Genomic DNA, 25,382 nt, shown 5'->3' with positions numbered 1-25,382 from the left:
CGGGTGAGGTCAATCACTGGAGCGACCCTCGGCCCCCGTCAACTGATGACTTGTTCCCCACGGCTCGTGGGTTTGGTCCTGCCGTTTGTGCAACACGACGGGGAGTCGCCTGCCCCGTGCGCTGCGCAAACCCAACAGGACCTGGGTGAGGCAGTATCGGCATCCCCTCGTCCCTGATCGACATTGCCGAAATCCAACCGCGTCGAGCGCAAGAACCCCGACAGGCAGACCCGAAGACACGACGTCCAGATCGGGCGGGTCGCCATGCGAACGGGTTCCAGGGCACTGCGTGGGCGAAGAATATCGTTTCCCCGTCCCGACATGGTCATGTTTCACGTGAAACACATGCCGGGTTCGGATCTGGTCTCTAAAAGTTCGGCTGGAGCAGTTCCGCAGCGTCGACACCTCCGCGCACCTGCGCCGGTTCCCATTCCAGTCTTGACAGGATCGACCGCCGAAATGAGTGTGTTCGTGAGATCGGGGATCGTCAGCGGATGCATCCGCCCACGGCATGGCATCTGTCACAGTCGCGAGTTCGATCCGCCACCTAGGCCGATATGGTCGATGTTGCCTGTCTGGATTGCGCCTAGTCCCGGGCACACGGTGCGGCGGAACGGTGAGAATGTCCTGCCTTGCGCGCGGCGTGCCGACTCCCTGGAGGCACGGCGGTTCGTCTGCGGTCTGGTCTCATTCCGTTAGCTTGCGTCACATCCGTCGAATCCGCGAAGGCGTCACACTGCCAGAGGGGAGGGGTAGGGGAGAGGGCCAGTCAGTCCGAGCTTGCTCACCCGTGGTTGTTCTCGGGCCGGTTCGTACGTGGAGACTCGGTGGTTTAGCGTCTACTGCGGTCAGCGAGTGGATGTGTCGTGAGCGTTTCACGTGAAACGTTGGATCCCGCGAATGACGGTCGGTGAGCGGACGGTGGCAAGTGTGGCCGGGGCTGTCCCTCGCGAGAGCATCGTCGATCAAGTAGTGTTCATCGACGCAGAGGAGCGACACCGAGCGTCGGGTGCGTGTGCACTCGTCACCATCTCCGACGGTGTAATGAAAGAGTATGCGACCTAACTTCCAGGTGCAGCCAACGACGTCGGTGCCGTCCGGGCATTCGGGCAGGTACGGGGGGCAAGGCGTCCATGCCGGCAGGGCGGGCGGTGTGGGAGCGGGGTGGGTGCTCGATAGCCTTCACCAGCGTGAGGGGGGGGGGCTGGTCGGCGTGGTCTCGATGAGCTCGTCCACCGACGGGCTCGAGTGGCGACAGAACCATGTTTCACGTGAAACACGGCCCACGGCGCGGACTACGAGCCGGCGATGGCGGCTCGGGCGAGGGCGTCGTAGACGGCGCCGAGAGACTGACCGGAAGCCTCGATGCACTGGGGCACCAGGGACGTCTCGGTCAGACCCGGAAGCACGTTCGCTTCCAGGAACCAGGGAACGCCATCCGAGTCCACGATCAGGTCGATGCGGGAGATGTGGCGCAGGCCGAGCAGTTCATGGATGGCGACCGCGGTTTGTGCCACCAGTTCCGCAATCTCCGCGTGGATCCGGGCCGGTGTGTAGAACAGCGTCTCTCCCGCGTTGTAGCGGGCCTCGAAGCTGTAGACGCCGTCAATGGGCACGATCTCCACGGCGGGCAGTGCAATGGGGCCGTCTCCGATGTCGATGACCGTGACCGCGAGTTCGGTACCCTCGACCTTCTCCTCCACCAGGGCGACCGTGGCGTAGGTGTAGGCGTCGACCATGGCACGCGGCAGTCCGGCGGGGGAGTCGATGATGTTGACCCCCTGGGCCGAGCCACCCTCGGCCGGTTTCACCACGAGCGGCGTGGGCATGGCCGTCAGGAGGTGCTCGAGGACGCTGGCGGCACCGAGATCGCGGAACGTTTCGGTGGACAGAGCGATTGCGTCGGGGGTGGCGTAGCCGGCCCGGCGCACGAGCTCCTTGGCGATCGGCTTCGACCAGGCCAGACGGGCCGGTCCAGCTAGCGAGCCCACGTGGGGTATCCCGGTGGTCTCCAGCAGGGCCAGGAGTGCACCGTCCTCACCGGTGGCGCCGTGCACGACCGGCCAGATCACATCGGGTTTCCGGATGGTCAGATCGGCGAGCAGGCCGGCCTGCGGGTCCAGAACGGTGACGGTATGGCCCAAGCTCGTCAGTGCATCCGCGACCCGGCGACCCGAGCGCAGTGAGATGTCCCGCTCGTGCGAGATCCCGCCCGCGAGAACAACGATGTCAAGTGCCAAAAAATCGCTCATGGTCAGGGTTTTTCCTTGCTTTGGCTGGTGTGGATACCGACGGAGACGAACTACGAAATGTCGGGGGGTGGGGAGTTGAAGCGGCCTTCTACGCGCAACGGGTTCAGGGAACCGGTGCCGGCGAAGGTCTCGAGCAGGTCGAGCTCATCACGGAGGACGGATGCGAGGCGACGGATTCCGACCCGGATGTGATCCGGCGTCGGGTAGCAGAACGAGAGGCGCATGTTGCGCCGCCCGTCGCCGTCGGCGAAGAAGGCGGTGCCGGGCGTGTACGCCACGAGTTCCTTGACCGCCCGCGGCAGCATGGCCTTGGAGTCCAGTCCCTCTGGAAGAGTGACCCAGACGTAGAACCCTCCGTTCGGATTGGTCCAGGTGAGGCCGGGCAGGTACTCTTCCAGGGCGTCCAGCAGTGCGTTCTTTCGCTCGTGGTAGACCCCGCGGAAGGTGTTGATCTGGCCCTTCCAATCGGACGTCGCCAGGTACTCGGAAATCACCAGCTGGCTGAACGAGCTGGGGGAGAGCACCGCGGCCTCGTTGGCAAGCACCAGTTTCTCCCGGATGGCGTGCGGGGCCAGCGCCCAACCGACCCGGAAGCCCGGGGCGAGGGTCTTGGAAAACGTGCCTAGGTAGACGACTCCGTCCTCTTCGAGCGAGCGCATCGCATCCGGTGCCGGCTGGTCGAAGTAGAGCAGTCCGTAGGGGTTATCTTCCAACACCAGGATGTCGTTCGCCCGGGCGATCTCGAGGATCTCGAGGCGACGGGCCCAGCTCAGGGTCACTCCGGCTGGGTTGTGGAAGTTCGGGATCGTATACAGGAACTTGATGGTCTTGCCGGCGGCCTTGAGGCGCTGGATGTGCTGGCGGAGCGCTTCAGGGATCAGGCCATGCTCGTCCATGGGCACGTGTTCTACCTCGGCCTGATACGACTTGAAGATGACCATGGCCGTGACGTAGCTGGGGCCCTCCGAGAGCACCACGTCGCCCGGGTCGAGAAAAAGTTTACTGACCAATTCGAGGGCATGTTGCGACCCCGTTGTCACGACGACATCGTCGGCGTGCGCACGGATGCCTTCAAGCCCCATCACCTCGAGTATCTGCTCCCTCAGAACGGGAACGCCCTGACCAGAGCCGTATTGGAGAGCGACGGGGCCCTGCTGGCGCATGACCCGGTCCATGGCGTTGATAACCAGGTCGGGCGGTAGGGCAGCCACGTAGGGCATGCCGCCGGCCAGTGAGACGACTTCGGGGCGGGAGGCCACCGCGAAGAGAGCCCTGACCTCGGAGGCGCGCAACCCCGCGGCTCGCTCGGCGTAGTGGTGGTACCACGGGTCGAGGTTGTTGCCGGTCTGGGGGGAGCGCTTCGCTGTCACGTCACTTCCGATCTGGTGAGGTTTCAATCGTATGCGGTCGGTACCATCCGGCCCGAATCCCGAAAAACCCGCCCGGCGTGAGCCGGACGGGTCAGGGCCTCGGTAGAGGCAGGGACGGTTAGGCCAGGTAGGCGGCCAAATCTTTCTCAAGGGCGACCTTCGGCTTGGCGCCGATGACGGTCTTGACGACCTCGCCCTTCTGGAACACCTTCATCGCCGGGATGGAGGTGATCTGGTACTTGGCGGCCAGCGCCGGGAAGTCGTCGACGTTCAGCTTGACGATGTCGAGCTTGTCAGCGTTCTCGCTGGCAATCTGGTCGAGGATCGGGCTGACGGCGCGACACGGGCCACACCATTCCGCCCAGAAGTCCACCAGAACGGTTTTTTCGTTGTTGATGACTTCCTGGTCGAAGGTGACGTCGGTGACGGCGCGTGCAGACATGTGGTTACTCCTTGATTGCGGGTTATGTGACTTCGGTGAGGGGTTACGCGAGTGCGGGTTCGCCGGCGCTGGCCAGCAGGTTCTCGGGAAGCGAGGCCAGGTAGTGCTCCGCGTCGAGTGCGGCGACGGTTCCGGATGCCGCTGCGGTCACCGCCTGGCGATAGGTCGGGTCGATCACGTCCCCGGCGGCGAAAACACCGGTCTGGCTGGTTTTCGAGCTGCGACCGGCGACGGCGATGGTGCCCTCCGGGGTCAAATCGAGCTTGGTGTGCACGAGGTGCGTGCGCGGGTCGTTGCCGATGGCCACGAAGATTCCGCCGAGGGGGAGCAAGGTTTCATCACCCGAGACGGTGTTGCGCAGGACCAAGCCGTCGACGGCATCCGTGCCGGTGATGCCGACGACCTGGGAATTCCAGAGGAATTCAATCTTGGGGTTGGCGAACGCACGCTCCTGCATGATTTTGGAGGCCCGCAGGGTGTCCTTGCGGTGCACGACGTAGACCTTGCTGGCGAAGCGGGTGAGGAAGGTGGCCTCTTCCATCGCGGAGTCGCCGCCTCCGATCACGGCGATCGTCTTCTCCTTGAAGAAGAAGCCGTCGCAGGTGGCGCACCAGGACACGCCGCGGCCGGACAGGCGCTCTTCGTCGTCCAGGCCCAGCTTGCGGTAGGCGGAACCCGTGGCAAAAATCACGGAGAGAGCTTCGTGCTTCTCGCCGCTGCCCAGCGTGATGGTTTTGGTGTCGCCGGAAAGCTCGAGCTCGGTGACGTCGTCATAGACGACCTCGGTGCCGAACCGCTCGGCCTGCTCCTGCATCTTGGACATCAGTTCCGGTCCCTGGATGCCGTCGGGGAAGCCCGGGTAGTTCTCCACCTCGGTTGTGTTCATCAGTTCGCCGCCGGCCTCGACCGAACTGGCGATCAGAAGCGGCTTCAGGTTCGCCCGGGCGGCATAGATCGCGGCCGTGAAACCGGCCGGTCCGGAGCCTATGATGATGATCTGACGCACGCGTAGACTCCTTCAGATTGTGGGGGCAGCGATCTCGATTGCCTCGCTTCCGGATACAACACATCCTAATCGGATGCTATTCCACGCCGGCTGGGGACCGGTCAACGACGACGGATGCGGTCGATCACCGGGTCGATGAAGCCGCGCAGCTCAGCGGTGCGCATGAGCAGCAGCAGGCCGAAGTAGACGCCTGACATGGCGAGGCCGATGACGATCATGGTGAGAACGGCCTGGAGCTTCCCGGACAGGGCGAATCCAGCCTCCTGGGTGCCACCAAGCACGAGCAGGAGGAGAACGCCGGCCGTGATCGCGGGCACGGCGGCGACTAAGTACTTCACGAGGCTGCGCAGGATGCGCCGCCCGTCGATGCCGCCGAGGCGCCCACGGAGCAGCCCTGCCGCCAGCAGGGCCTGCGCAATGCCGGACACGGTGACCGTGAGCGCGACGCCCGCGGCGATCCAGGCGCTGGGCAGGAGCGAGCAGGCAAGGACGCCGATGATGACCAGCGTCACCTGGAACAGGGTGAAGTAGAACGGCGTACGGGTGTCGCCGAGCGCGTAGAAGGTGCGTTGTACGACGAACAGGACGCAGAACGCAACGAGGCCGAGCACGTAGGCGACGATGACGTTGCCGATGCTCTGCACCTGTTCGTAGGGGGCGACGAAGACCCGGGCGAACGGGTAGGCGCAGACCGCGATGACGGCGGAGGCGAGCACGATGATCAGGGTGGTGCCGCGGATGGCGGAGGAGGCATCCGTTCTGACCAGGGCCAGCTTGCCCACTGAGGCGTGCTCGCTCATCCGGGTGAAGTAGGCGGTGGTGACTGAGACGGTGATCACCGAATGCGGGAGCATGAAGATGAGCCAGGCCGTGTTGAGTGCGGCGACCGAGGCGTCGGAGTCGCCGGCGAGGGTGACCACCCGGGTTTCGACGACGCCGGCCAGGGTGGTCAGCAGGAGCATCCCGAAGGTCCAGCTCGCCATCCGGCCGGCCACGCCGAGCCCGACGCCGCGGAAGCGGAAGTCGGGGCGGAAGCGCAGACCGATGCGGTGCCAGAAATAGAACAGCACGACGGCCTGCAGCACGACGCCGAGCGTGGCGCTCCCGGCGAGGACGGCGATCATCGCGGGCGTGAACTCGGTGGCCAGCCGGGTCCCGTTCGGGTCGGCTCCGTAGAACGCCGAGAAGGTGAGTAGGCCCGCGATGGCCACGACGTTGTTGATCACGGGAACCCAGGTGAACGGGCCGAAGGACTTGCGGGCGTTCAGAACCTCTCCGAGGACCGTATACAGGCCGTAGAAAAAGATTTGTGGCAGGCACCAGAAGGCGAACGCCGTGGCGAGGGCCAGCGATTCCGGCTTCATGTTGGACCCGTAGAGCAGGGTCAACAGCGGAGCAAGGGCGGTGGCTGCGATGGTGGTCGCGGCGAGGATGACCAGGGCCAGCGTGAGGAGTTTGTTGATGTACGCCGTGCCACCGTCGGCGTGCAGGCTGGCGCGCACGATCTGCGGCACCAGGACGGCCGTCAGCACCCCACCGGCCACGATGACGTAGACCGTGTTCGGAAGCTGATTCGCCACGGCGAACGCGTTGGTGCTCTGACCGACCTGGCCGATCACCCCCGCCAGCACAATCAGCTTCACGAAGCCGAGGATGCGAGAAACAATGGTTCCGGAGGCGAGGAATGCGCTCGCCCGGCCGATGCTGTCGGTCTTAGGCACGGGGCTCCGTCGGGGCATCGGCCGCGCTGGCGGGGGTCAGCGGGCCGGGCGCAGCGCCGGCGGCCCCGGATTCGGGATCTTCTTCTGGGGGTGCTTCGGCTTCAGGGACTGTGGCCGGTTCTGCCTCTGGCTCGGGGGCGTCCGCAGTCTCAGTTTCGGCACGTTCCCGTCGGCGTCGCAGAATGTTGCGCCACACCCCGAACCCGAAGAACAGCACCACGAACGCGGCGAACAGGAGGGATCCGAGGCCTTCCCAGTCTGCGCGCACGTTGATCGGGATGAGGGCGGGCTGCGAGATGACCGTTCCCGCCGGAGTGAGCAGGGTCACGCGCAGGGTGACGGCGCCGTTTCCCACTGCGGCCGTCACCGGGATGGTCACGGTGCGGGCGGATTGGGCTTCGATGGTGGACTCCACCGCCTCGCCGACCAGGAGGCGCCCGTTGGAGGGAACGACCTGCACCATCACCGTCACGGCCTGGCTCAGGGCGTTGTCCAGGGTCACCGGAATGTCGACCTGGCTGCCGACCACGTTGATGGGGCCCTTGGTCGCGACCGTGATGGAGCCCACAAGCGCCGAGGAGTTCGCGAGGCTGGTGCCGACGGCATCCGCCCAACTGGCCTCCTGGGATGCCCAGGAATTGGATAGCAGAGCCATCAGGTCCAGGCGCTGCGTGCCTGTGACGATCGCCGGGTCGGACAGTACGGAGGAAAAGTCGGTGATTGTCTTCTCGGCCTCGAAGAGCTCGGCGGCCAGGGCCACGCGATCCTCCGGCTCGGCCTGGCTGTCAAACTCGACCTCCTCGGCTGGGACGGATGCCCGCACCTCCGGCAGGGTGGACGGCGCGTACCACCGCAACCCGGCCAGCGCGTCGATGGTCTCGGTGAGTCGGTCTGCGTTGGGCGGCCACCCGCGGTCGAAAGTGGCCAGGAGGGTGCGCGCGGTTCCGGGGCGCTCGGCCGAGACGACCGCCAGCTGCGAGCTGACCTGGGACATGGCTTCGCGCCACGCGTCATCCGTTGTCGCGGCCGCGGCGGTGCGCAGGGCGGCGGCCAACGAATCATCGACGACCAGACCCAAACCGTGGCCGGTGCCGAGATCAAGGGATGCATTCGGGGTGAAGTCGCCGGCGGCCCCGGATGCGTTCGATCCGCCCAAAATGGTTGTGTTGAGGCCACTGGCCGCGAATACGTCCAGGTCTGCACTCGCAACGTCACCCTCGGCCGGCCAGCCGATGTCAGTGGCGCTATATTCCCAAGCAAGCAATTCTTCCGTGGTGGGTGGTGTGCCATCGCTGGGGGGTGCGGGCTGGTCCGTTGACGGCGCCGGTGTCTCGGCACCAGGCGGGAGGGCAGGGTCGGAGTTCGGCGTCGCGGACTGGTCCGTCGCGGCGAACAAGGCAGGGTCGATCGCCTGGCCGAACGTGGTGGGCGTCAGCAGCGGCCCGGCGCCGGCTTGCGCCTGCAGGGCAAGGTCGGCATCAGCATAGCTGAGCGGGAATATATCGTTCGGAGCCTCGTCCAGCCGGTTCAGCCACGTGATTGCGCTGGGCGGTGCCGCCGAACCGAGGATTCGGATGGAAACAATGATCAGCGGGTCGATGGCAACGGTGACCGGGCGGCCGACGACGCCGTCGAGCTGGCGGCTCAGAACACCGGTCGGCGCCGTAAACGTTTCCAGTGCCTTTGACGTAATCAGGCCCGTCGACTGCGCGGGGACGGTGATCGGCATGATCACCGACATGTTGACGGGGGTGACCTCTTCGTCGGAATACCAGACGAAGGTGCCTCTGCCCTCTGCCCGCACCCTGTCGTCTGTACTCAGGGTGGCGGCAATGCCGCGGGCACCCCACGCGTTGCCGCTGGTGAGGCCCACGGAGCCGGCCGGCACGGTCAAGGTGAAGATCTCGGTGCTGTCCGGCTGAATGGACGCCATCGTGGGCTCGCTCAGCATGAGATCGCCGGGTTTGCTGTTCTTCTCCGGATCCAGCCAGCTGTTGAGGGCGTTGCGGTTGATCAATGCCCGTTCCGCGAGGAAGAGGTTGATGGTGCCCGGTGAGATGGTGTCAAGGGTCGCGTTCTCGACGGTGACAGTGACCGTGAGGTCCTGGCCGGCCTGGAGGGGCGCCAGTGTCGCGGGCGACACGCGCAGGTTCACCGCATTGGCCGTTACTGCGGCGGGGGTCTTCGCTGTCGGGGCCGCTGGGGCAGATGCAGATGTGATTTCAGACGCGGTTGCGGATGCGGGTAGACCGGCGGAGGCGACCGGCAGAACCCCGGCCAGCAGGCCGATCAGAACGGCGCCGATCGGCCTCTTCGTGCGTGACCAGAGGCCGCGCATCGCTCCAGGGAGCGCGGGCCGACGCTTGAGAACAGACTCGGCCACCATGTAGGGGATTCTACGGCTTCGACGCGGGGGTAACGCCGCACCGGGGCAGCCGGCGTAGCTCCAGCAACTAACATGGGGTCATGCAAAGCGTTGCGACAGCCCTCAAGCGGCTGGGCGACCTGGCTGCCACCCCGACCGTTTCCCGATTGGCGACCGCGTTCCAGACGGCTGGACACGAACTGGCCCTCGTCGGCGGACCGGTCCGCGACGCCTTCCTCGACCGGCCGTTCAACGACCTCGATTTCACGACGGATGCCACGCCGGACCAAATCCTGCAGCTCGTGAAGCCAATCTCGGATGCCCACTGGGATATCGGCCGCGCCTTCGGAACAATCGGCGCCCAAATCGCCGGCGAAAAGGTCGAGATCACGACTTACCGGTCGGAGAGCTACGACGGCCAGACGCGCAAGCCCGAGGTGGTTTTCGGCCACCGCCTGGAGGATGACCTGCTACGCCGCGATTTCACGGTGAACGCACTGGCTCTGCGCCTTCCGGGGCTGACTCTGGTCGACCCCGCGAACGGCATCGACGACCTCCTGGCCGGCGTTCTGCGCACGCCGATTTCCCCGGAGATCTCGTTCGGCGACGACCCGCTGCGCATGATGCGGGCGGCCCGGTTCGCCGCCCAGCTCGGATTCGCCCTCCACGCCGACACCGCGGAAGCGATGGAAGCGATGGCGGACCGCATCCGTAATATCTCGGCCGAACGCATCGGCGACGAGCTCTCGAAGCTGCTGTGTGCGGACAACCCGCATGCCGGGCTCGAGCTGCTGGTGGACTCCGGGCTCTGCAGCCGGGTGCTGCCGGAGATCCCCGCCCTGCGCCTCGAAGTCGACGAGCACCACCACCACAAGGATGTCTACCAGCACACCCTGACGGTGCTGGACCAGGCCATCGGCTACGAGAAGTCCCGCGGCAGCTTCGACGGCCCCGACCTGATTGTGCGCCTGGCGGCGCTGCTGCACGACATCGGCAAGCCCGCGACTCGCAAGCTCGAGCCGGGCGGCGTGGTCAGTTTCCACCACCACGACCTGGTCGGCGCGAAGCTGGCGAAGAAGCGGCTACGAGCCCTCCGTTTCGACAACGACACGACCGCCGCCGTGGCACGCCTGATCGAACTGCACCTGCGTTTTTTCGGCTACACCGAGGGTGCCTGGACGGACTCTGCGGTGCGGCGCTACGTGCGGGACGCGGGGGACCAGCTCGAACGACTGCACATCTTGACTCGTGCGGACGTCACCACCCGTAACCGCCGCAAGGCGGACCGGCTCGGCTTCGCCTATGACGACCTGGAACAGCGCGTCGAGGAGCTGAACGAACAGGAAGAGATGGCGGCGGTGCGCCCCGATCTCGACGGTGAGCAGATCATGGCCGTCCTCGGAGTGGGTCCGGGCCGTGACGTCGGCGAGGCCTACCGGTACCTGCTCGAGCAGCGGCTGGATGATGGGCCGCTCGGCGAAGACGAGGCCACCCGCCGCCTTATCGCCTGGTGGGCCGAGCGCGCACAGTAGGCCCTCCCGGCGCCTTCCGGGCCCGTCTATTCGCCGAGGCTCGCCGTTTGTGCCGAGAGTCGCCGCACGGGTGACGACTCTCGGCACAAACGGCGAGCGTCGAGACCCGGTGGCACTTCGCGAGCGGATGTGTCACCATCCCGCCACAGGACCTCCGCCGCCGATCTTGGCCACAGGAGCCGCCCTTGCGATCGGAGCCAGTAGGCCGCACCACCAGCATGGCGCTATGAATCTCTACTCCCCGCATGACTGGCGGCCCTTGTATCTCGGTCGTGACGCTCGGTTTCTCGGCAGCGATGGGCGTCCTGTTCAACGGCTGGTCGGATCCGGTCAAGCCGTTCGCCTACGACGTGGCGTTGCCGTTGACGCGACCGGCTGGGACACCATCAGCGATCGTGATCGGTACTTCTTGCGTATGCGCGCCGTGGAGGCCACCAGAAAGTCCCAGCCCGTCTACTCTTATGAATCGGCTGCTGTTTTGTGGGGACTGCCCATCGTCGGCAGATGGCCCGACGAGGTCCACCTCATGGCTGCCGGTAAAACCGGCGTGCATTCGAAGAACGGGGTCACCTGGCATCACGACCGATTGCCCGACGAAGACGTCGTGGAGATCGAAGGGATGCTGGTCACGGGTCTGCTGCGTACGCTGATCGATGTTGCACGAACGGCAGGATTCCTGTCGGCAGTCGCCACGCTCGATTACGGAACGAAACCTAAATTCATCCTGCCGAACGGCATGGCTGCGCTCGGGATCGACCGCGACATTCTGCTTGATCGACTCGACTCCGACGGACCAACCCGTGGGGCACGAGCCGCTCGGATCGCCATTGTCTTCTGCGACAGTCGATCCGGTTCGGTGGGCGAGTCCCTCAGCCGAGGACAGATTCACCTGTGCGGATTCCCGCCCCCCGAATTGCAGGTGTCCTTCGCGCGTGAGGACGGGCAGGAAGACATCACGGACTTCCGGTGGGTTCAGAAACAGGGGAACCGCACACTTCGCCTCCTCGTCGAATTTGACGGCAAAGTCAAGTACACGCGGGACGCCTTCTTGTATGGGCGTACCAGTGAAGAAGCTGTGTGGTCAGAAAAGCTTCGCGAGGACCGGCTTCGCGGGACGGGGCACGGAATGGCGCTCTGGATCTGGGCGGTAGCGCTGCGCCGGGAGAGCCTGAAACGGCTCCTGGTCGCCGCCGGACTGCTTCCCGAACCAGGGAAATGCCCCAACAGGTGAAGCGACCGTCGCCGTTCGTGCCCATAATCTCCGATAGAACGGCGATGGTCGGCACAGTTGGCGATTCTCGCGACAGCGGTGACGGACTCGGCGGCGACGAGGGCGCCAAACGGGTGAACGGGCGGAGGCGGTGGCGGAGGGCCGCCGTTTCGGGTAGCCTTGGCAGGTTGTCTGTGCGCCGGATTCCCGGCCTCCGCTTACAACACATGCACAACCCTCCTGTTGCAGAGATTCTGCAGCCGTTTAGTCCGAAGGAGGTGGGTTAGTCATGCATCAGTACGAGTTGATGGTTATCCTCGATCCCGAGATCGATGAGCGCACCGTAGCTCCCAGCCTTGACAAGTTCCTCAACGTTGTTCGCAACGATGGTGGAACCATTGACAAGGTTGACGTTTGGGGTCGCCGCCGTCTCGCTTACGAGATCAACAAGAAGTCCGAAGGCATCTACGCCGTTGTCGACTTCACCGCCAACGCTTCTGCCACGGCCGAGCTCGACCGCCAGCTGAAGCTGTCGGAAGCCGTCATGCGCACCAAAGTGCTTCGAGCAGAAGAAGGCATTGCCCAGGTCGCCGTCGCGAGCAAACTCGCCGCCGAGAAGGCCGCCCGCAAGGCAGCCAACCCGAAGGTAATCGCTGCGAAGGCTGAAGCCGCTGCTGCCGCCCCGACCGCCAAGGTCGCCGCGTCCGTGAAGCCCGCATCGGCAGCTGCTGCCGCCGCAGTCAAGGCTGCTCCGACCAAGGTCGAAGCCCCGGTTGTCGACGCTCCTGCCACGGCAGAAGCTGTTGCTCCCGCGCCGGCCGCGTCCGCCGACAAGGCAAGCGTCAAGTAGCCCGTGGCCGGCGAGACCGTAATTACCGTGGTGGGCAACCTGACCAGCGATCCGGAGCTGCGGTACACGCAGAACGGGCTGGCGGTTGCCAACTTCACCATCGCATCCACTCCGCGCAATTTCGATCGCGCGACCAGTGAGTGGAAAGATGGCGAGTCGCTCTTCCTGCGCGCGAGCGTTTGGCGTGAATTCGCCGAGCACGTAGCTGGTTCACTGACTAAGGGTACCCGTGTCATCGCTTCCGGGCGTCTCAAGCAGCGTTCGTATGAGACGAAGGAAGGCGAGAAGCGAACGAGCATGGAGCTCGAGATCGATGAAATCGGTCCTTCGCTGAAATACGCCACCGCTCAGCTCACTCGCGCGCAGTCATCGTCTTCTCCTCGAGGCGGTGGCTCACCTGCCGTTGCCTCGAACGACGAGCCCTGGGCTGCCAGCGCCCCCGCCGCGAACACCGGTGGAGATGTCTGGAACACTCCGGGAAACTTCAGCGACGAGACACCCTTCTAAGCCGAGCCCTACAGGCTGTTGGCTGAAAAACACTTCTTTGAGAAAGTAAGGAAATCATGGCTGGAAAGTCGAGCGGCGACCGCCGCAAGCCGCTCCGCGGTGCTAAGGGTGGCAAGAATGCCGCTCCCGCGAAGTCGATCCGGGTTGGTGTCATCGATTACAAAGATGTCCCCACCCTCCGCAAGTTCATCTCCGAGCGTGGAAAGATCCGCGCCCGTCGTATCACCGGTGTTTCCGTTCAGGAGCAGCGTCTTATCGCCCGCGCCGTCAAGAACGCTCGCGAAATGGCGCTGCTGCCCTACGCCGGTTCAGGCAGGTAGGACACCTCATGTCAAAAATCATTCTGACGCACGAGGTCTCCGGCCTCGGTGCACCCGGTGACATCGTCGAGGTCAAGAACGGGTACGCCCGCAACTACCTCTACCCGCAGGGATTTGCTGTTTCCTGGACTCGCGGTGGCGAGAAGCAGATTCAGCAGATCAAGGCCGCTCGCGTAGCCCGCGAGCACGCCACCCTCGAAGAGGCGCAGGCTCTCAAGGCTGCACTCGAGAACGCCAAGGTCAAGCTGGTCGTCAAGGCCGGCGAAGGCGGACGCCTTTTCGGCTCCGTCAAGACCACGGATGTTGCGGATGCAGTTGCCGCAGCGGGTCTCGGTGCCCTCGACAGGCGCAAAATCGAGCTCAGCCCGATCAAGATGACGGGTGAACACCAGGCAACGGTTCGTCTTCGTGACGAACTGAGTGCGACCATCACACTGCTGGTGGTAGCTGCCAAGTAAGCTCTACAGCTTTACACCCGTGTGGCGGTGGGTTCCGAAAGGAACCCACCGCCACACCTGTTTAAGCGATGCCACACACCCAATCGGGGGTGATTTTAGTCCCAAAACATGAGGCGCTGTACACAGGTTTTCTCACAGCTCGACAAGATTCAACACGTACTTTAGACAGGTTTTCTACACGACACTGTGAATAAAATTAATACCTGATCAAACTGTATTTATCCGACAAAAAACTTAAGTTGTCCACAGTTGATTCCACAGGTTGTGCACAAGACACGCGGCGTTTCGCCCAGATTGCCCACAGGCTTATCCACAGGGCGGTTTGTTCTCTGCCGAGCCGGGTCCGTATGGTGGGCACGCGACCGCAATCGAGGTGTGCACAGTGCCCGGCAGCGATGTCGGTGGGCCCTGATAGAACTGCACCACGAGTAAAGGAGGCACGAGTGTCGATCTCTCACTTGGGTCTGGCGGACAAACGCGGGGCAGACTCACGCGGCGGACTGGAAGCCCGGCACACCGAGCGCACGCTCCCGCACGATCTCCTGGCCGAGCAGAGCGCGCTCGGCGGCATGATGCTGAGCAAGGATGCCGTCGCCGACGTCGTCGAGACCGTGCGCGCCGCAGACTTTTACATCCCCAAGCACGAGATCATCTTCGACGCGATCCTGTCGCTCTACGCGCAGGGCGAGCCGACCGACGTTATCGCCGTCACCGACGAGCTCACCAAGCTCGGCGAGCTGTCCCGGGCCGGCGGCGCGGACTACCTGCACACGCTCACGAGCCTCGTGCCGACCGCGGCCAACGCCGGTTTCTACTCTTCGATCGTCGCCGAACGCGCTCTCCTCCGGCGCCTCGTCGAGGTCGGCACCCGCATCGCCCAGATGGGTTACTCCGGTGAGGGCGAGGTGCTGGATCTGGTCAATACCGCCCAGGCCGAGGTCTATGCCGTCACGGGTGGCAGCGAAACCGAAGACTATGTGCCGCTGACCGACGCGGTCACAGCCGCGATCGAGGAGATCGAGGCTGCCAAGCTCAAAGACGGTCAGATGACCGGTGTTCCCACCGGCTTCGCCGATATGGACGAGCTCACCAACGGCTTCCATCCCGGCCAGCTGATCATCGTGGCGGCGCGTCCGGCGCTGGGTAAGTCCACGCTCGCCCTCGACTTCGCCCGGGCAGCCTCCATCAAGCACGACATGCCCAGCATTTTCTTCTCCCTGGAAATGGGCCGCAGCGAAATCGCGATGCGTCTGCTCGCGGCCGAAGCATCCGTGCCCTTGCAGAGCATGCGCAAGGGCGCCGTCGACGCGCGCGACTGGACCACCATTGCCGCCACCCGCGGTCGCATCAACGACGCCCCGCTCTACATCGACGACAGCCCCAACATGACCCTGGTCGAGATCCGGGCCAAGTGCCGCCGGCTGAAGCAACGGGTCGGCCTCAAGATGGTCATCATCGACTACCTGCAGCTGATGACGTCGGGCAAGAAAGTCGAGTCGCGCCAGCAGGAGGTCAGTGAGTTCTCCCGCGCGCTCAAGTTGATGGCCAAGGAGCTACAGGTTCCCGTTATTGCCCTCTCCCAGCTCAACCGTGGTCCCGAACAGCGCGCGGACAAGATGCCGGCCATCTCAGACCTGCGCGAGTCCGGTTCGCTCGAGCAGGACGCCGACATGGTCATCCTGCTGCACCGCGAGAGCGCGTACGAGAAGGACAATCCGCGCGCCGGCGAGGCGGACCTGATCGTCGCCAAGCACCGTAACGGCCCCACGCGCACCGTCACGGTCGCGTTCCACGGCCACTACTCCCGCTTCGCCGATATGGTGCCGGGCGCCTGACACCCTTTAGGTTCCTGATCTACATGTCATAATCCTGATCTTGTTGTCCATCGCTTGTCAGTGATGACAACTAGCAAACCTCGAAAGTCGAAACAGCTTGGCGTGACTCGCCCACCGCGTCAGTCAGTAGCGGCCCTGTGGATGGACTGGAGCGCCGCACGGCTTCAACCTTCACTCGCGGGAATCGCCAGGGCCCGCCGGCGTCGGGGCAGCCTTTCGCGAGGCCAGCCTTCTCCCGCTGGCCTGCGCCGGTGGACCATCGGCGTGCGCGGGGCACAACAATCAGCTAGCATCACCGCATGAAGCGCATAACATATATCGGCGGCTCCATTGTCACGAGCAACAGCATCACATCAGCGCTTCTCGACTACGTCACCTCAGTGGCCGATAGCGACAATAGTGTGGCTGTGGATGTCACCGTGCTCGACGAGAACGACGAGACATCCGTGCACACGCTAACTCTCAGCCCAACCAGTCAATTCGACGTCGTCGATGTCGACGTCGAAGGGATGACGGAGGAAGATGAGGCGACGCGTTTCCCGTTACCTGAAATGCCGATGATCGGAATTACCGGCACCGTCGAAACCACAGGCGACGCTGGTCGGACGGCCAAGGACTTTAACCTTGTCGCTAACGAAATCGACAACGGACTTGGGAGCATTCATGGGTAAATTTATCTACGGGACTCCGTCGATCTCCGTCGATTTCGACGACCGGGTGCTCGCTCACCTCAAGATCGTCATTTTGTCCAAGGTACGCCGAGGGGAAAGTTTCACGTTTTCGTGGGAATACTCGGCGGCATCAGGACACGGTCACAGCACCATTTGGATCCACCCAACGATTCCGCTTCAATTCGACTTTTTCGGCAATAAGGAACCTCTCCTAAACCGTGCTTGGGTCGAGGAATTGGTGCGTCTGTCAAACACACCAGGCGGCCTGCGGGTAACGCCGGAACCGGCCGAGTTGGAGACGCCCGCACGCGATCGATAATTGCCTGACTACTCCACCCTGGCTCCCGGCGTGAAGCCTGCCAGCGGGGTCAGGGCCAATGGATGCGTGACGTCGTGTCGATGGCCCGGATTGCGACGGACGCACTCGCCCTCAGGGGCTCCATCAGGTCAAAGGGCTAGGGCACGCACCCACTTTCGTGGCAGTGATAAACTCGGCTAAATTTATGAACTTGGGCTGTGGTGTCCGCGGAAGTTCCGGTCGGCCTCGCCCCGGAAGGACGGCTTAGCCATGTCCCAACCTCTCTTCGAAGCGAGCACGGTGCCACCGAGACTCTTGATTCTCGGGATCACCGCCTGCCCCACGGGCATAGCGCACACCTACATGGCGGCCGAGAAGCTCGAGAGCGCAGCGGCTGAGTTGGGCTACGAGATGAAGGTCGAGACGCACGGCTCGGTCGGCGTCGAAGGCACCTTCAGCCAGGACGACATCGACCGTTCGGACGCAATCGTGATCGCGGCCGACACCAAGATCGATGCCTCGCGCTTCGTGGGCAAGCGGATCGTCTCCGTCGGGGTCGCCGACGGCATTCACCGCCCCGCCGCCCTGATCCGGGACGCCCTCGCCGCCGAGCCGTCCACCGTCGGCGACAGTTCCAGCCGGGACGCCACGCCCTCGAACAGCGGCAAGGCCGACTTCGGAAGCACCCTGTACCGCGCACTGATGAACGGCGTGTCGTACATGATCCCGTTCGTTGTGGTCGGCGGGCTCCTGATCGCCATCTCGCTCTCCTTCGGCGGCGAGGCGACCCCGAATGGGCTCGTCATCCCGGAGGGCAGTTTCTGGCTGACGCTCAACCAGATCGGCGGACTCGGTTTCACCCTGATGGTGCCGATCCTCTCTGGCTTCATCGCCTACGCCATCGCCGACCGGCCCGGGCTCGCACCGGGCATGATCTGTGGCTGGATCGCCACGACCGGGGCCTTCTACAATTCCGAATCAGGCGCCGGCTTTATTGGCGGCATCATCACCGGTTTCCTGGTCGGCTTCGTCGCCCTCGGCATCAAGAAAATTCCCGTACACCGCTTTATCAAGCCGATCATGCCGATCCTCGTGATCCCCGTGCTCACCACCGTGATCGTCGGCGGCGCCTTCGTGCTCGCCCTCGGCCAGCCGATCAGCTGGGTCTTCTCCAGCATGACCACGTTCCTCACCGGCCTGCAGGGTGGCAGCGCGATCGTGCTTGGCCTGATTCTCGGCGCCATGGTCGCCTTCGACATGGGCGGCCCGATCAACAAGACCGCATTCCTCTTTGGTGGAGCATTGATCGCGGAGGGGAACTCAGCCCCGATGGGCATGGTCGCCGCCGCGATCGCCGTCCCGCCGCTCGGGATGGGCTTGGCCACCCTGATCCGCGGCCGCTACTTTTCCAAACCAGAGCGTGAAGCCGGCATCGCCGCACTGTTCCTGGGATTCTTCGGCATCACCGAGGGCGCGATTCCGCTCGCCGCGGCCAAGCCGCTGCAGGTCATCCCGGCGAACATGATCGGTGGCGCCATGGCCGGAGGCATTGCCGCCCTGTTCGGGGTCACCAACTCCGTACCGCACGGTGGCCCAATCGTCGCCGTCTTCGGTGCGGTCTCCGGGGTGCCGATGTACTTCGCGGCCTTGCTCACCGGCGCCGTCGTCACCGCCCTCGTTTCGGTGCTGCTGCTCGGCATTTCCGCGCGCAAGTCGACCCGCCACGCTGCAGCGACGGGTGCGGCCACGGGCACCGCCGCCGGGGCTTCCGGTCCTGTCCCCGCGCCCACGGGCCCATCGGACGCGGATGCCGGCACGGTCGGCTCGGTCGCGTCCGAGTCCGAATCGTCGCCTATGCCCCCGGCGAAGAAGACGGTGCTCGACTATATCGACGAACGCACGATCGTGCTCGACGTCGACGAGACCGACCGGGATGCGATGATCAGCACCCTCGCCAGCCTGATGAGCAAGACCGGCCGCGTCACCGACGAGACCCTGGTGACCCAGGCCGCCCTCGCCCGCGAGAAGCACGGCACGACGGGCATCGGCGACGGCATCGCGATCCCCCACGCAAAGTCGGACGGTGTAACCGCCCCGGTACTCGCCTTCGCCCGCAGCACGCAAGGCATCGACTGGAACTCAGCCGACGGCTCCAAGGCCACGCTGATCTTCATGATCGCCGTCCCGGAGGCGGAGGCCGGAACCGAGCACCTGAAGGTACTCGCCCAGCTATCCCGCGCCCTGATAAAGCCCACCTTCCGCGACGCCCTCCAGGCCGCCACGACCCCCGCGCACGTACTCGAGGCGCTGGCCCTGCAAGTCGGCGCGAAGACGGTCGCACCCGACGCGTTCTAGGAGCCTGCCGATGGTACGCATCGGCAAACCCGAGCGCTTAGTCTCCAGCAGACCAGAAACGCCGCGGCTTCGGGTCGAAAACTCAACGATTTCGGCCTGCCAGGTTGGGTGTCACGAAGGAACGTCTAGCGGGGCACTGGCTGATGTTTTCGTTTACCGAATTTGTTGTCGGGAACCGCGACTGATTCAGGTCGCTGCGGTCGGTCAGGCGATGCTCGTATAGCGGGAGCAGGCATCGAGCACCTTGTTGGCATCATGAGTTCCTGCGCGATTGATGCCTTGCGGACCGAAAATCGGAAACGGTAGATCTAGCCGGCGCCCATCGACAGTCTGAAAAATGCGGAGGGCCAGAACCGCGACGCTGATATTTCCTATTTCGACCATGTGTCGGCCGGGATGGGCGTAATCAATGTCGTTCCAGGGCAGGGCCATTCGAGGGACATCGGTTCGTCCGCGACCCCAAAGCTCGATTCCTTTCGGTCCGAGCGTGACCACGAAATGCTGGCGCAGTCGCGGTCGGTCGGTCCCAATCGTCTTCAGGGCGTCGATGAGTGCCGGGGTGCGCTGCGTCATGAAGACAAAGGCGTCGGGTCGAACCGCCTTTGCCGCTCGCAACTTGGCGCGCTGGAATACGGCGGTGCCCAAGAAAATCAGGGCGACAAGCACTCCAAGCCCCACCAGCCCGATCCGGCCTGTTTGTTGGAACGACATTCGATCGGCGAACTGGCCATCTGCGCCAACCAACAGGTCGCTGAGGACCACGGCGATGAACCCGATCGCGATGATTGCAAGGCCCCAGATCCCGATCTTCATTGGCAGCGAGGTGGGCACGTCGACAAACCGCACGGCTTTGCCGAGCGACGACGTGTTGACTACCGCTCCAGAGGTCATGAGCCGAGCCTACCCATGGGGTGACCCGGAGCGGTAGCAACAACAGGGGTCGGAAATCACACGCCGTTAGGGCTGGTGATGCGGTCATGACGCGGCAGCATTGCTGCTCACCAAGGTGATGGGGGCAGCGGTGAGATTGCGTCCGGCAACCCTTGAGACACTAGGCACCGCCCAATTCGCCAAATGCAGTCAGATTCATGTGTGGGGTGTCCCGTAACCTCGGTGTGTCGAGTTCAGGTGGTGAGAGCAACACCCTGAGTTCTGTGGGGTGTTGTCGATGGCTCGACCGTGGTCGCCTTTGAGCGTCCGTTTGTCGTTTTGGGATGGGCTGGACGCGGGGCTATCGGTGGCCGTCGCGGCGCAGGCTGCTGGGGTGTCGCGACCGACTGGGTATCGTTGGTTAAGCCAGCATCAGAAGGTGCTGCCATCACCGGTTCAGGATTTCAGTGTTGCCCGTGCCGGACTCTTATCGTTGCGAGAGCGCGAAGAGATCGGATTCCAGCTCGCCCGCGGTCAAGGGGTGCGCCGCATCGCCGCGGCTCTGGGCCGGGCGCCATCAACGATCAGCCGGGAGGTGGCCAGAAACAAGGTCACTGGCCGCTACGTGCCGTCGCTCGCGCAGGAGCAAACCTGGGCGCGGGCTCGCCGGCCCAGAGCCCAGAAGCTGGACGGGTTAGCGTTACGGGAACAGGTCACCACGATGCTCACCGATCGGTTCAGCCCGGAACAAGTCACGGGCCGACTGAAAGTCGAGCATCCGGAGAATCCGGAGATGCAGGTGTCACACGAGACGATCTACCAGGCCCTCTACGTGCAGGGCCGCGGATCGTTGCGCCTGGAAGTTGCCACCGCGTTGCGCTCAGGGCGCGTAACACGGCGGCCGCAGAGGCCGGAGGGTCCGCGGCCGCAGAGATTCCGGGAGATGGTGATGATCTCCGACCGCCCGCTGGAGATCGAGGACCGCGCCGTTCCTGGGCACTGGGAGGGCGACCTGATCATCGGCTCGACCTCGTCGAAGTCCGCGATCGGAACACTCGTCGAACGGACCACGGGATACGTGATGCTGCTGCATCTGCCCGGGGATCACACCGCTCGCACGGTGGCCGACGCGATGATCGTCGCGATGAACACTCTCCCGGAACAGCTGCGCCGTTCGACCACCTGGGATCAGGGAGCGGAGATGCCCCGACACCAGGAAATCACGATGGCGACCGGGATGCCGATCTATTTCTGCGATCCGCACTCGCCCTGGCAGCGTGGCAGCAACGAGAACACCAACGGGCTCCTGCGCGAGTACTTTCCGAAGGGTACCGACCTGTCCTTCCACGGGCCCGGGATACTGGAAAACGTTGCCGCGGAGCTCAACCCCCGGCCCCGCAAACGCCATGGCTACCGAACGCCCGCAGAAGTCCTCGCCACGCTAATCTCGAACCCAACAAATCAAACCGGTGTTGCAGACACCACTTGAATCCGCCTGTGTCGAAACACATGAGATGTAAGACGACTCGAAGCCCGATAATGCGACATCGAGCTTCACAGGGCGCCGCCATTTATCTCCAAACTCCACAGAAACCCTGCCAGATGGGGTTCAAGCTCGATCTTCTTGGCACTGACACGCAAGGGTCTCAGACCCTGCTCATTAAAGGATTCGTCACCCCTCCGCCCGGCGTGAGCGCTACTTGGATAGTTCGAGGCCGTGTTTGGCAATTACGGCCTCCGCTTGCTCTTTGTAATCAACCCGCATGAAGCGCCTCGAGAAGGCCCATTTGATCCACGGCTCCTGACTGTCGTGAAAACTCGCGTGTGCCGCGAACTCGCGTCGAACTCGCTGATGTCACTGCCAGCTGCGCGGAGGTGATCGCCGTTGGGCCGTTCAGACTCCAGCTCTGACCAAACTAAGCCAGCAAAGTAGGCCACGAAGAAGCTCGCCGCTCCCACCTGCCAGGAATGTCTGGCTATGAATTGCGAGGGCAACCGCGCTGTCGCGTCGAAAAGCGCGTCGACCGCTGGCGCGAGCCTTTCAATTTGGCGTCGTTTCACCGCGCTCGTGTTTGGGTGATGAGTTATGTATTCGTCGGGAAGCAATGCCGGAGCGAGCATCGCTGCCTTCTGAAATGCGAAGATGACCTCATCGATCTGCTGGCGATCACGGATGAGCCGTGATTTTTTGGCCTCCAATCGGGCGTAGCAAAGTACTCTACGACGAGAGTCGTGATGAGAGCGACGAGCACGGGAACGTCGATTTTGCTGAAGACGTCGGCTATTTCATTCGGGATCATGGGCAAATCTTTTGCATCAGGTTCGTCGATCTTGCGTTCTACTCGTCTGCACCTGGAGCAGGGTCAGCCCGTCGTGGAGGCAGAATGCGGTACAGGCTCGATTTCGTGATGCCGGTCTTAGAAACAATGTCGGGGATTGTGTGCCCCGCGTTGCGCAGGTGATCAGCGTAGGCGAGTTTTGTGGGATCCACGACGCTGGGGCGCCCGATGCGCCGGCCCTTGCTCATCGCAACTGCACGGGCATGGGCAGCACGTTCGAGCGAATAGATGCGCTCCATCTGTCCGAATAAGGCGAGCATGACTACGGCTAGCTGCGACATCGAATCATCCGGATTGGCGGAGTCGACCCGAATCGGATCGGCTAGGTTTCGTTCCCCGACGCCACGTTCGCGCAGGTCGTGGATCATGTTTAGCGTGTCTCGAACAGTTCGGCCGAGACGGTCCAGGGTGTGCACCACGATTACATTGCCGTATCGAGCGACTTTGAGAGCCGCCGTTAGCCCCGGTCGGTTTGTCGTCGAGCCTGATTTCTTGTCGACGTAGACCTGATCGGCGGGGATCCCGACGGTGCCGAGCGCGTCGAGCTGCCGGTCGAGGTCTTGCTTGGCAGTCGAGACGCGAGTTTAGCCAATATCCACAGCGGCCGTACCGGAAGTCGTTTTTGTACGAGAGAAACGAAAGACCTTTTCGAACCTAACTTTTGGAACGAATTTCCACAGCGTGTCGAAATTCTAAACTCCGCCGTAGGAGGCGTTCCACTTTCAAGGATATGGAGCGGTTCGGCTTCGAGGTTTTACGTTCAGTTCGGCACTCGGATTGAAAGTCGTTGCGGCGTCCGCGGCGCAGCGTTCCGAGCTCGCATGTTTACGCCATTCTCCTCTGGTCAGTGTGCTGGCTTGAGGCCGGTGATAGCGCGGCTGTGGGGGAGGCGCAGCAACAGCAGTCCCACCGGCCAAGCGATTCCGATCGTGAGCAGGTAGACCACGGGTTTCGATAGACCCAATGAGTGGAGGCCTGTGACCACCGCAGGGTGGATAAAGAGCACCGTTAATGACGCCCGGGCAAGTTGAGTGACCACTCGCGAGAGCTGGCCAATGCCGTCGACTCGGCTCTTTCGTCTGACACTGGGTTTGGCATCCTCCCCAACAGAATCGCCGCCCAGCAGACCCTCTGTAATGAGAATGAAGCCGAAGGAAAGTGCGACGGCCACCACTATGCTCACGACCGGGGTACCCACATCGAGCCGCTTCAAATCAAGCGGCTGCGACCATCCCAGAACGATGAGGGTAAAGGAAACCGCAAGCAACACGACACCAGTGACAATCGGGTGCCGCACCATACCCCGGGCCCGCCGCATCGAACGCCCGGCAACGATGAAGATGATGCACGCAAGGGCGAGCCCCAGGCTCAACGGCAGGAATCGTGCAGGATGTCCCGGGATGTACGCCGCCGCGATGAAAAGTATCGCGGCGATGGCCCACTGCCCGGGTAGCGGCAACCGTGACACAGGCCAATAGATGACAGCGGCGAAGAACAACGCTGTCACAAACCACATCGCCCAAAAGGGCCCATCGGTCGCGAACTGGCCGCCCCAGAGAAGGTGCGCGAGCCTGATCGGATCGAAGCCGCCCTCCACACTTTCGGTCCCTAAGGTGACCGTTCCAAGCAGCACGAGCCAGACCGCGTAGGGGATGAGGAGGGACCTGACCCGGTTCCTAACCTCCCGGTTGAACGACCGACCGACCTTCCAGAGATAGCCGGAGAGCAAAAAAAAGATCGGTACATGCCAACTGTAAAGAAATGGTCGTGCTGGACCGTCTACCCAGATGTGGCCGGCCACGATTGCGAGCATTGCGAACACGCGCACAGCGTCGAGGGACACGGAGCGGCCTCCGTGGAAGCCAGCACGGACGCGCGCTCCCGTCGATAGGAATTTTTTCTCGTTGGTCCCACCGTCGTCTTGCCCGCTACTGCTGATAGATCTTCCTCCCAATATTCACTGGGAAGTCGTCATCGTTCGACCATGGACGAGGACATAGGTAATGTCCAACAAACTGTCCAGCGCAACTATCGGTGCGGATGCATCGTACCTTCGGCGCCTCAAACCCCATGATGATCAGATGCCTCCCCTTGGTGCAGGCCAGCTAGTCGCAGTACCGCGGCTAGTCCTTCCGGCGCACCAGGCCAGTGGCGTTTGATCGCGACGCTACCTGCTTGTTGGGTCGCGAACTGCAGCGCGATCGCGACAATAAGGGCTCCGTCAGCATATCCCAGAACCGGGATGAAGTCAGGGATCACATCAATGGGAAATAGAAGGTGAAAGAGAAGAATGTGGAGCCATATTCGCACGCCCATGGACACTGAATGATCGCTCGCGAGCCGCCGAAGGAGATGCGAAGTATCGGGCACGAGCCGCAACAAATCCTTGAGCGATGCACCTCTTAGGTGACGCGTGGATTCAATCCAGAGGAAAAGCACGAGCGCGAGCCAGAAGAGTGCGAGGCTTCCCAGGGCGCTAGCGCGAACTGCCACCATTCAGTCATCATTCACGCCCCCCGTGACGAAAACCACGAGCGTCTTAGCGTTCGTCGCAGCAAAGTATTCCAACTCCAATCGCATTCCAACCGACTATCACCCACTTCCTCGTCGGCCTTGGCGGTTATTGCTGTGAACCGAGATGGGGTCCACCAGTTGTACCGACTCAAGTGTGTCCCACTCGGTGCTGCTTGGCGTTTGTCGAGCCGACCGCTGGGGAGCCCGCCCTTGACACGGGCGTCGATGGCTCTCTCGGTGAGCGTTGGCTCTCTCACTTTCTTCTCACGGTGGTGTCAATAGCGTCAGTTTTATGACAAAGATGGCAATAACTATCAGGGGCCTGTTGCGGTCCTTCGGTTCCCGGCGGCGTTAGCCGACCTCGCTCTCGAGGTGCCGATGGGAGAAGTATTCGGGTTGCTCGGGCACAACGGGGCGGGCAAGACCACGTCGGACTGGCGTAGCTCGCGATAATCATCACCGCCCAC

The 25,382-nt window shown here is 63.4% G+C and carries 21 protein-coding genes and 2 pseudogenes; 12 read left to right on the top strand and 11 right to left on the bottom strand.

The window, feature by feature from the left end; translation table 11 throughout:
- Positions 1 to 1,295: 1,295 nt before the first annotated feature.
- From E3N86_RS16130 to E3N86_RS16105, 6 genes are all read right to left on the bottom strand, one after another.
- The gene (locus tag E3N86_RS16130) at positions 1,296 to 2,252 is read right to left on the bottom strand and encodes an ATP-grasp domain-containing protein (protein WP_134342732.1); all 957 of its coding nucleotides are present in this window, start codon (positions 2,250 to 2,252) and stop codon (positions 1,296 to 1,298) included.
- Between the two features lie 50 nt (positions 2,253 to 2,302).
- Positions 2,303 to 3,622, bottom strand: a complete 1,320-nt coding sequence (locus tag E3N86_RS16125; RefSeq protein WP_134512286.1) for a PLP-dependent aminotransferase family protein — start codon at positions 3,620 to 3,622, stop codon at positions 2,303 to 2,305.
- Positions 3,623 to 3,740: 118 nt separating this feature from the next.
- Positions 3,741 to 4,064 (bottom strand): thioredoxin, encoded by a 324-nt coding sequence (gene trxA, locus E3N86_RS16120; RefSeq protein ID WP_104100656.1) that lies wholly within the window; start codon positions 4,062 to 4,064, stop codon positions 3,741 to 3,743.
- Positions 4,065 to 4,107: 43 nt separating this feature from the next.
- Positions 4,108 to 5,070, bottom strand: coding sequence for a thioredoxin-disulfide reductase (trxB, locus tag E3N86_RS16115; protein WP_104100657.1), 963 nt, complete (start codon positions 5,068 to 5,070; stop codon positions 4,108 to 4,110).
- Between the two features lie 101 nt (positions 5,071 to 5,171).
- On the bottom strand, positions 5,172 to 6,791 hold the full coding sequence (gene murJ, locus E3N86_RS16110) for a lipid II flippase MurJ (RefSeq protein ID WP_347232697.1): 1,620 nt from the start codon (positions 6,789 to 6,791) through the stop codon (positions 5,172 to 5,174).
- Positions 6,784 to 9,177, bottom strand: coding sequence for a DUF6049 family protein (locus E3N86_RS16105; protein ID WP_134512285.1), 2,394 nt, complete (start codon positions 9,175 to 9,177; stop codon positions 6,784 to 6,786). Before E3N86_RS16105 ends, murJ begins: the two co-directional genes overlap by 8 nt.
- Before the next feature lie 80 nt (positions 9,178 to 9,257).
- Here E3N86_RS16105 and E3N86_RS16100 point away from each other — a divergent pair, with 80 nt between their 5' ends.
- From E3N86_RS16100 to E3N86_RS16055, 10 genes and pseudogenes are all read left to right on the top strand, one after another.
- Positions 9,258 to 10,688 carry a CCA tRNA nucleotidyltransferase gene (locus E3N86_RS16100; protein ID WP_134512284.1) on the top strand — a complete coding sequence of 477 codons (1,431 nt, stop codon included), beginning with the start codon at positions 9,258 to 9,260 and terminating at the stop codon, positions 10,686 to 10,688.
- Positions 10,689 to 10,914: 226 nt separating this feature from the next.
- Entirely contained in the window at positions 10,915 to 11,919 is a 1,005-nt protein-coding gene (locus E3N86_RS16095) for a hypothetical protein (protein WP_134512283.1), read from the top strand.
- A gap of 268 nt (positions 11,920 to 12,187) precedes the next feature.
- Positions 12,188 to 12,556: pseudogene (gene rpsF / locus E3N86_RS16090) on the top strand (30S ribosomal protein S6); the annotation flags it as partial.
- A gap of 195 nt (positions 12,557 to 12,751) precedes the next feature.
- Entirely contained in the window at positions 12,752 to 13,255 is a 504-nt protein-coding gene (locus E3N86_RS16085; RefSeq protein WP_104100662.1) for a single-stranded DNA-binding protein, read from the top strand.
- A 56-nt stretch (positions 13,256 to 13,311) separates the two neighbouring features.
- Positions 13,312 to 13,575, top strand: coding sequence for a 30S ribosomal protein S18 (gene rpsR, locus E3N86_RS16080; RefSeq protein ID WP_035835236.1), 264 nt, complete (start codon positions 13,312 to 13,314; stop codon positions 13,573 to 13,575).
- A gap of 8 nt (positions 13,576 to 13,583) precedes the next feature.
- Positions 13,584 to 14,033 (top strand): 50S ribosomal protein L9, encoded by a 450-nt coding sequence (gene rplI / locus E3N86_RS16075; RefSeq protein WP_104100663.1) that lies wholly within the window; start codon positions 13,584 to 13,586, stop codon positions 14,031 to 14,033.
- A gap of 443 nt (positions 14,034 to 14,476) precedes the next feature.
- On the top strand, positions 14,477 to 15,868 hold the full coding sequence (dnaB, locus tag E3N86_RS16070) for a replicative DNA helicase (RefSeq protein ID WP_104100664.1): 1,392 nt from the start codon (positions 14,477 to 14,479) through the stop codon (positions 15,866 to 15,868).
- A 299-nt stretch (positions 15,869 to 16,167) separates the two neighbouring features.
- Entirely contained in the window at positions 16,168 to 16,539 is a 372-nt protein-coding gene (locus E3N86_RS16065; RefSeq protein ID WP_134375293.1) for a hypothetical protein, read from the top strand.
- The gene (locus E3N86_RS16060) at positions 16,532 to 16,858 is read left to right on the top strand and encodes an ATP-dependent DNA ligase (RefSeq protein ID WP_134375295.1); all 327 of its coding nucleotides are present in this window, start codon (positions 16,532 to 16,534) and stop codon (positions 16,856 to 16,858) included. Before E3N86_RS16065 ends, E3N86_RS16060 begins: the two co-directional genes overlap by 8 nt.
- Positions 16,859 to 17,107: 249 nt before the next feature.
- Positions 17,108 to 19,192 carry a fructose-specific PTS transporter subunit EIIC gene (locus E3N86_RS16055; RefSeq protein ID WP_134512281.1) on the top strand — a complete coding sequence of 695 codons (2,085 nt, stop codon included), beginning with the start codon at positions 17,108 to 17,110 and terminating at the stop codon, positions 19,190 to 19,192.
- Between the two features lie 204 nt (positions 19,193 to 19,396).
- Here the strand turns inward: E3N86_RS16055 and E3N86_RS16050 are convergent, their stop codons facing one another.
- On the bottom strand, positions 19,397 to 20,083 hold the full coding sequence (locus E3N86_RS16050; protein WP_134512280.1) for a hypothetical protein: 687 nt from the start codon (positions 20,081 to 20,083) through the stop codon (positions 19,397 to 19,399).
- 346 nt (positions 20,084 to 20,429) lie between these two features.
- Here E3N86_RS16050 and E3N86_RS16045 point away from each other — a divergent pair, with 346 nt between their 5' ends.
- Positions 20,430 to 21,551, top strand: a complete 1,122-nt coding sequence (locus E3N86_RS16045) for an IS30 family transposase (protein WP_304990913.1) — start codon at positions 20,430 to 20,432, stop codon at positions 21,549 to 21,551.
- 849 nt (positions 21,552 to 22,400) lie between these two features.
- On the opposite strand, the gene E3N86_RS17690 is transcribed toward E3N86_RS16045, so the two are convergent.
- The 4 genes and pseudogenes from E3N86_RS17690 to E3N86_RS16030 all read right to left on the bottom strand — a co-directional run bounded on the left by E3N86_RS17690 (position 22,401) and on the right by E3N86_RS16030 (position 24,897).
- A complete protein-coding gene (locus E3N86_RS17690) occupies positions 22,401 to 22,589 on the bottom strand; it encodes a helix-turn-helix domain-containing protein (RefSeq protein WP_255453082.1) in 189 nt (62 codons plus the stop codon).
- Positions 22,587 to 22,970: pseudogene (locus tag E3N86_RS17685) on the bottom strand (recombinase family protein); the annotation flags it as partial. The pseudogene E3N86_RS17685 and the gene E3N86_RS17690, both read right to left, overlap by 3 nt.
- A 275-nt stretch (positions 22,971 to 23,245) precedes the next feature.
- Complete coding sequence (locus tag E3N86_RS16035; protein ID WP_255453081.1) at positions 23,246 to 24,229, bottom strand: acyltransferase family protein; 984 nt, start codon at positions 24,227 to 24,229, stop codon at positions 23,246 to 23,248.
- Between the two features lie 233 nt (positions 24,230 to 24,462).
- Positions 24,463 to 24,897 (bottom strand): YkvA family protein, encoded by a 435-nt coding sequence (locus tag E3N86_RS16030; protein ID WP_104099776.1) that lies wholly within the window; start codon positions 24,895 to 24,897, stop codon positions 24,463 to 24,465.
- Positions 24,898 to 25,293: 396 nt separating this feature from the next.
- On the opposite strand from E3N86_RS16030, the gene E3N86_RS17930 reads away from it, so the two are divergent.
- Positions 25,294 to 25,368, top strand: coding sequence for a hypothetical protein (locus E3N86_RS17930; protein ID WP_338145491.1), 75 nt, complete (start codon positions 25,294 to 25,296; stop codon positions 25,366 to 25,368).
- The last annotated feature ends 14 nt before the right edge of the window (positions 25,369 to 25,382 follow it).

The sequence above is a fragment of the Cryobacterium sp. Hz7 genome, assembly GCF_004402815.1.
Taxonomy (GTDB): Bacteria; Actinomycetota; Actinomycetes; order Actinomycetales; family Microbacteriaceae; genus Cryobacterium; species Cryobacterium sandaracinum.
The sequence above is the reverse complement of the archived record's forward strand: the minus strand, read 5'-3'. Positions and strand labels throughout refer to the sequence as shown.

Coding starts and splice junctions, on each gene's coding strand:
- E3N86_RS16130 (WP_134342732.1), bottom strand. CDS start 2,252: ATGAGCGATTTTTTGGCACTTGACATCGTTGTTCTCGCGGGCGGGATC.
- trxA (WP_104100656.1), bottom strand. CDS start 4,064: ATGTCTGCACGCGCCGTCACCGACGTCACCTTCGACCAGGAAGTCATC.
- E3N86_RS16105 (WP_134512285.1), bottom strand. CDS start 9,177: ATGGTGGCCGAGTCTGTTCTCAAGCGTCGGCCCGCGCTCCCTGGAGCG.
- E3N86_RS16100 (WP_134512284.1), top strand. CDS start 9,258: ATGCAAAGCGTTGCGACAGCCCTCAAGCGGCTGGGCGACCTGGCTGCC.
- E3N86_RS16095 (WP_134512283.1), top strand. CDS start 10,915: ATGAATCTCTACTCCCCGCATGACTGGCGGCCCTTGTATCTCGGTCGT.
- rpsR (WP_035835236.1), top strand. CDS start 13,312: ATGGCTGGAAAGTCGAGCGGCGACCGCCGCAAGCCGCTCCGCGGTGCT.
- rplI (WP_104100663.1), top strand. CDS start 13,584: ATGTCAAAAATCATTCTGACGCACGAGGTCTCCGGCCTCGGTGCACCC.
- E3N86_RS16065 (WP_134375293.1), top strand. CDS start 16,168: ATGAAGCGCATAACATATATCGGCGGCTCCATTGTCACGAGCAACAGC.
- E3N86_RS16060 (WP_134375295.1), top strand. CDS start 16,532: ATGGGTAAATTTATCTACGGGACTCCGTCGATCTCCGTCGATTTCGAC.
- E3N86_RS16055 (WP_134512281.1), top strand. CDS start 17,108: ATGTCCCAACCTCTCTTCGAAGCGAGCACGGTGCCACCGAGACTCTTG.
- E3N86_RS16050 (WP_134512280.1), bottom strand. CDS start 20,083: ATGACCTCTGGAGCGGTAGTCAACACGTCGTCGCTCGGCAAAGCCGTG.
- E3N86_RS17690 (WP_255453082.1), bottom strand. CDS start 22,589: ATGAGCAAGGGCCGGCGCATCGGGCGCCCCAGCGTCGTGGATCCCACA.
- E3N86_RS16030 (WP_104099776.1), bottom strand. CDS start 24,897: ATGGTGGCAGTTCGCGCTAGCGCCCTGGGAAGCCTCGCACTCTTCTGG.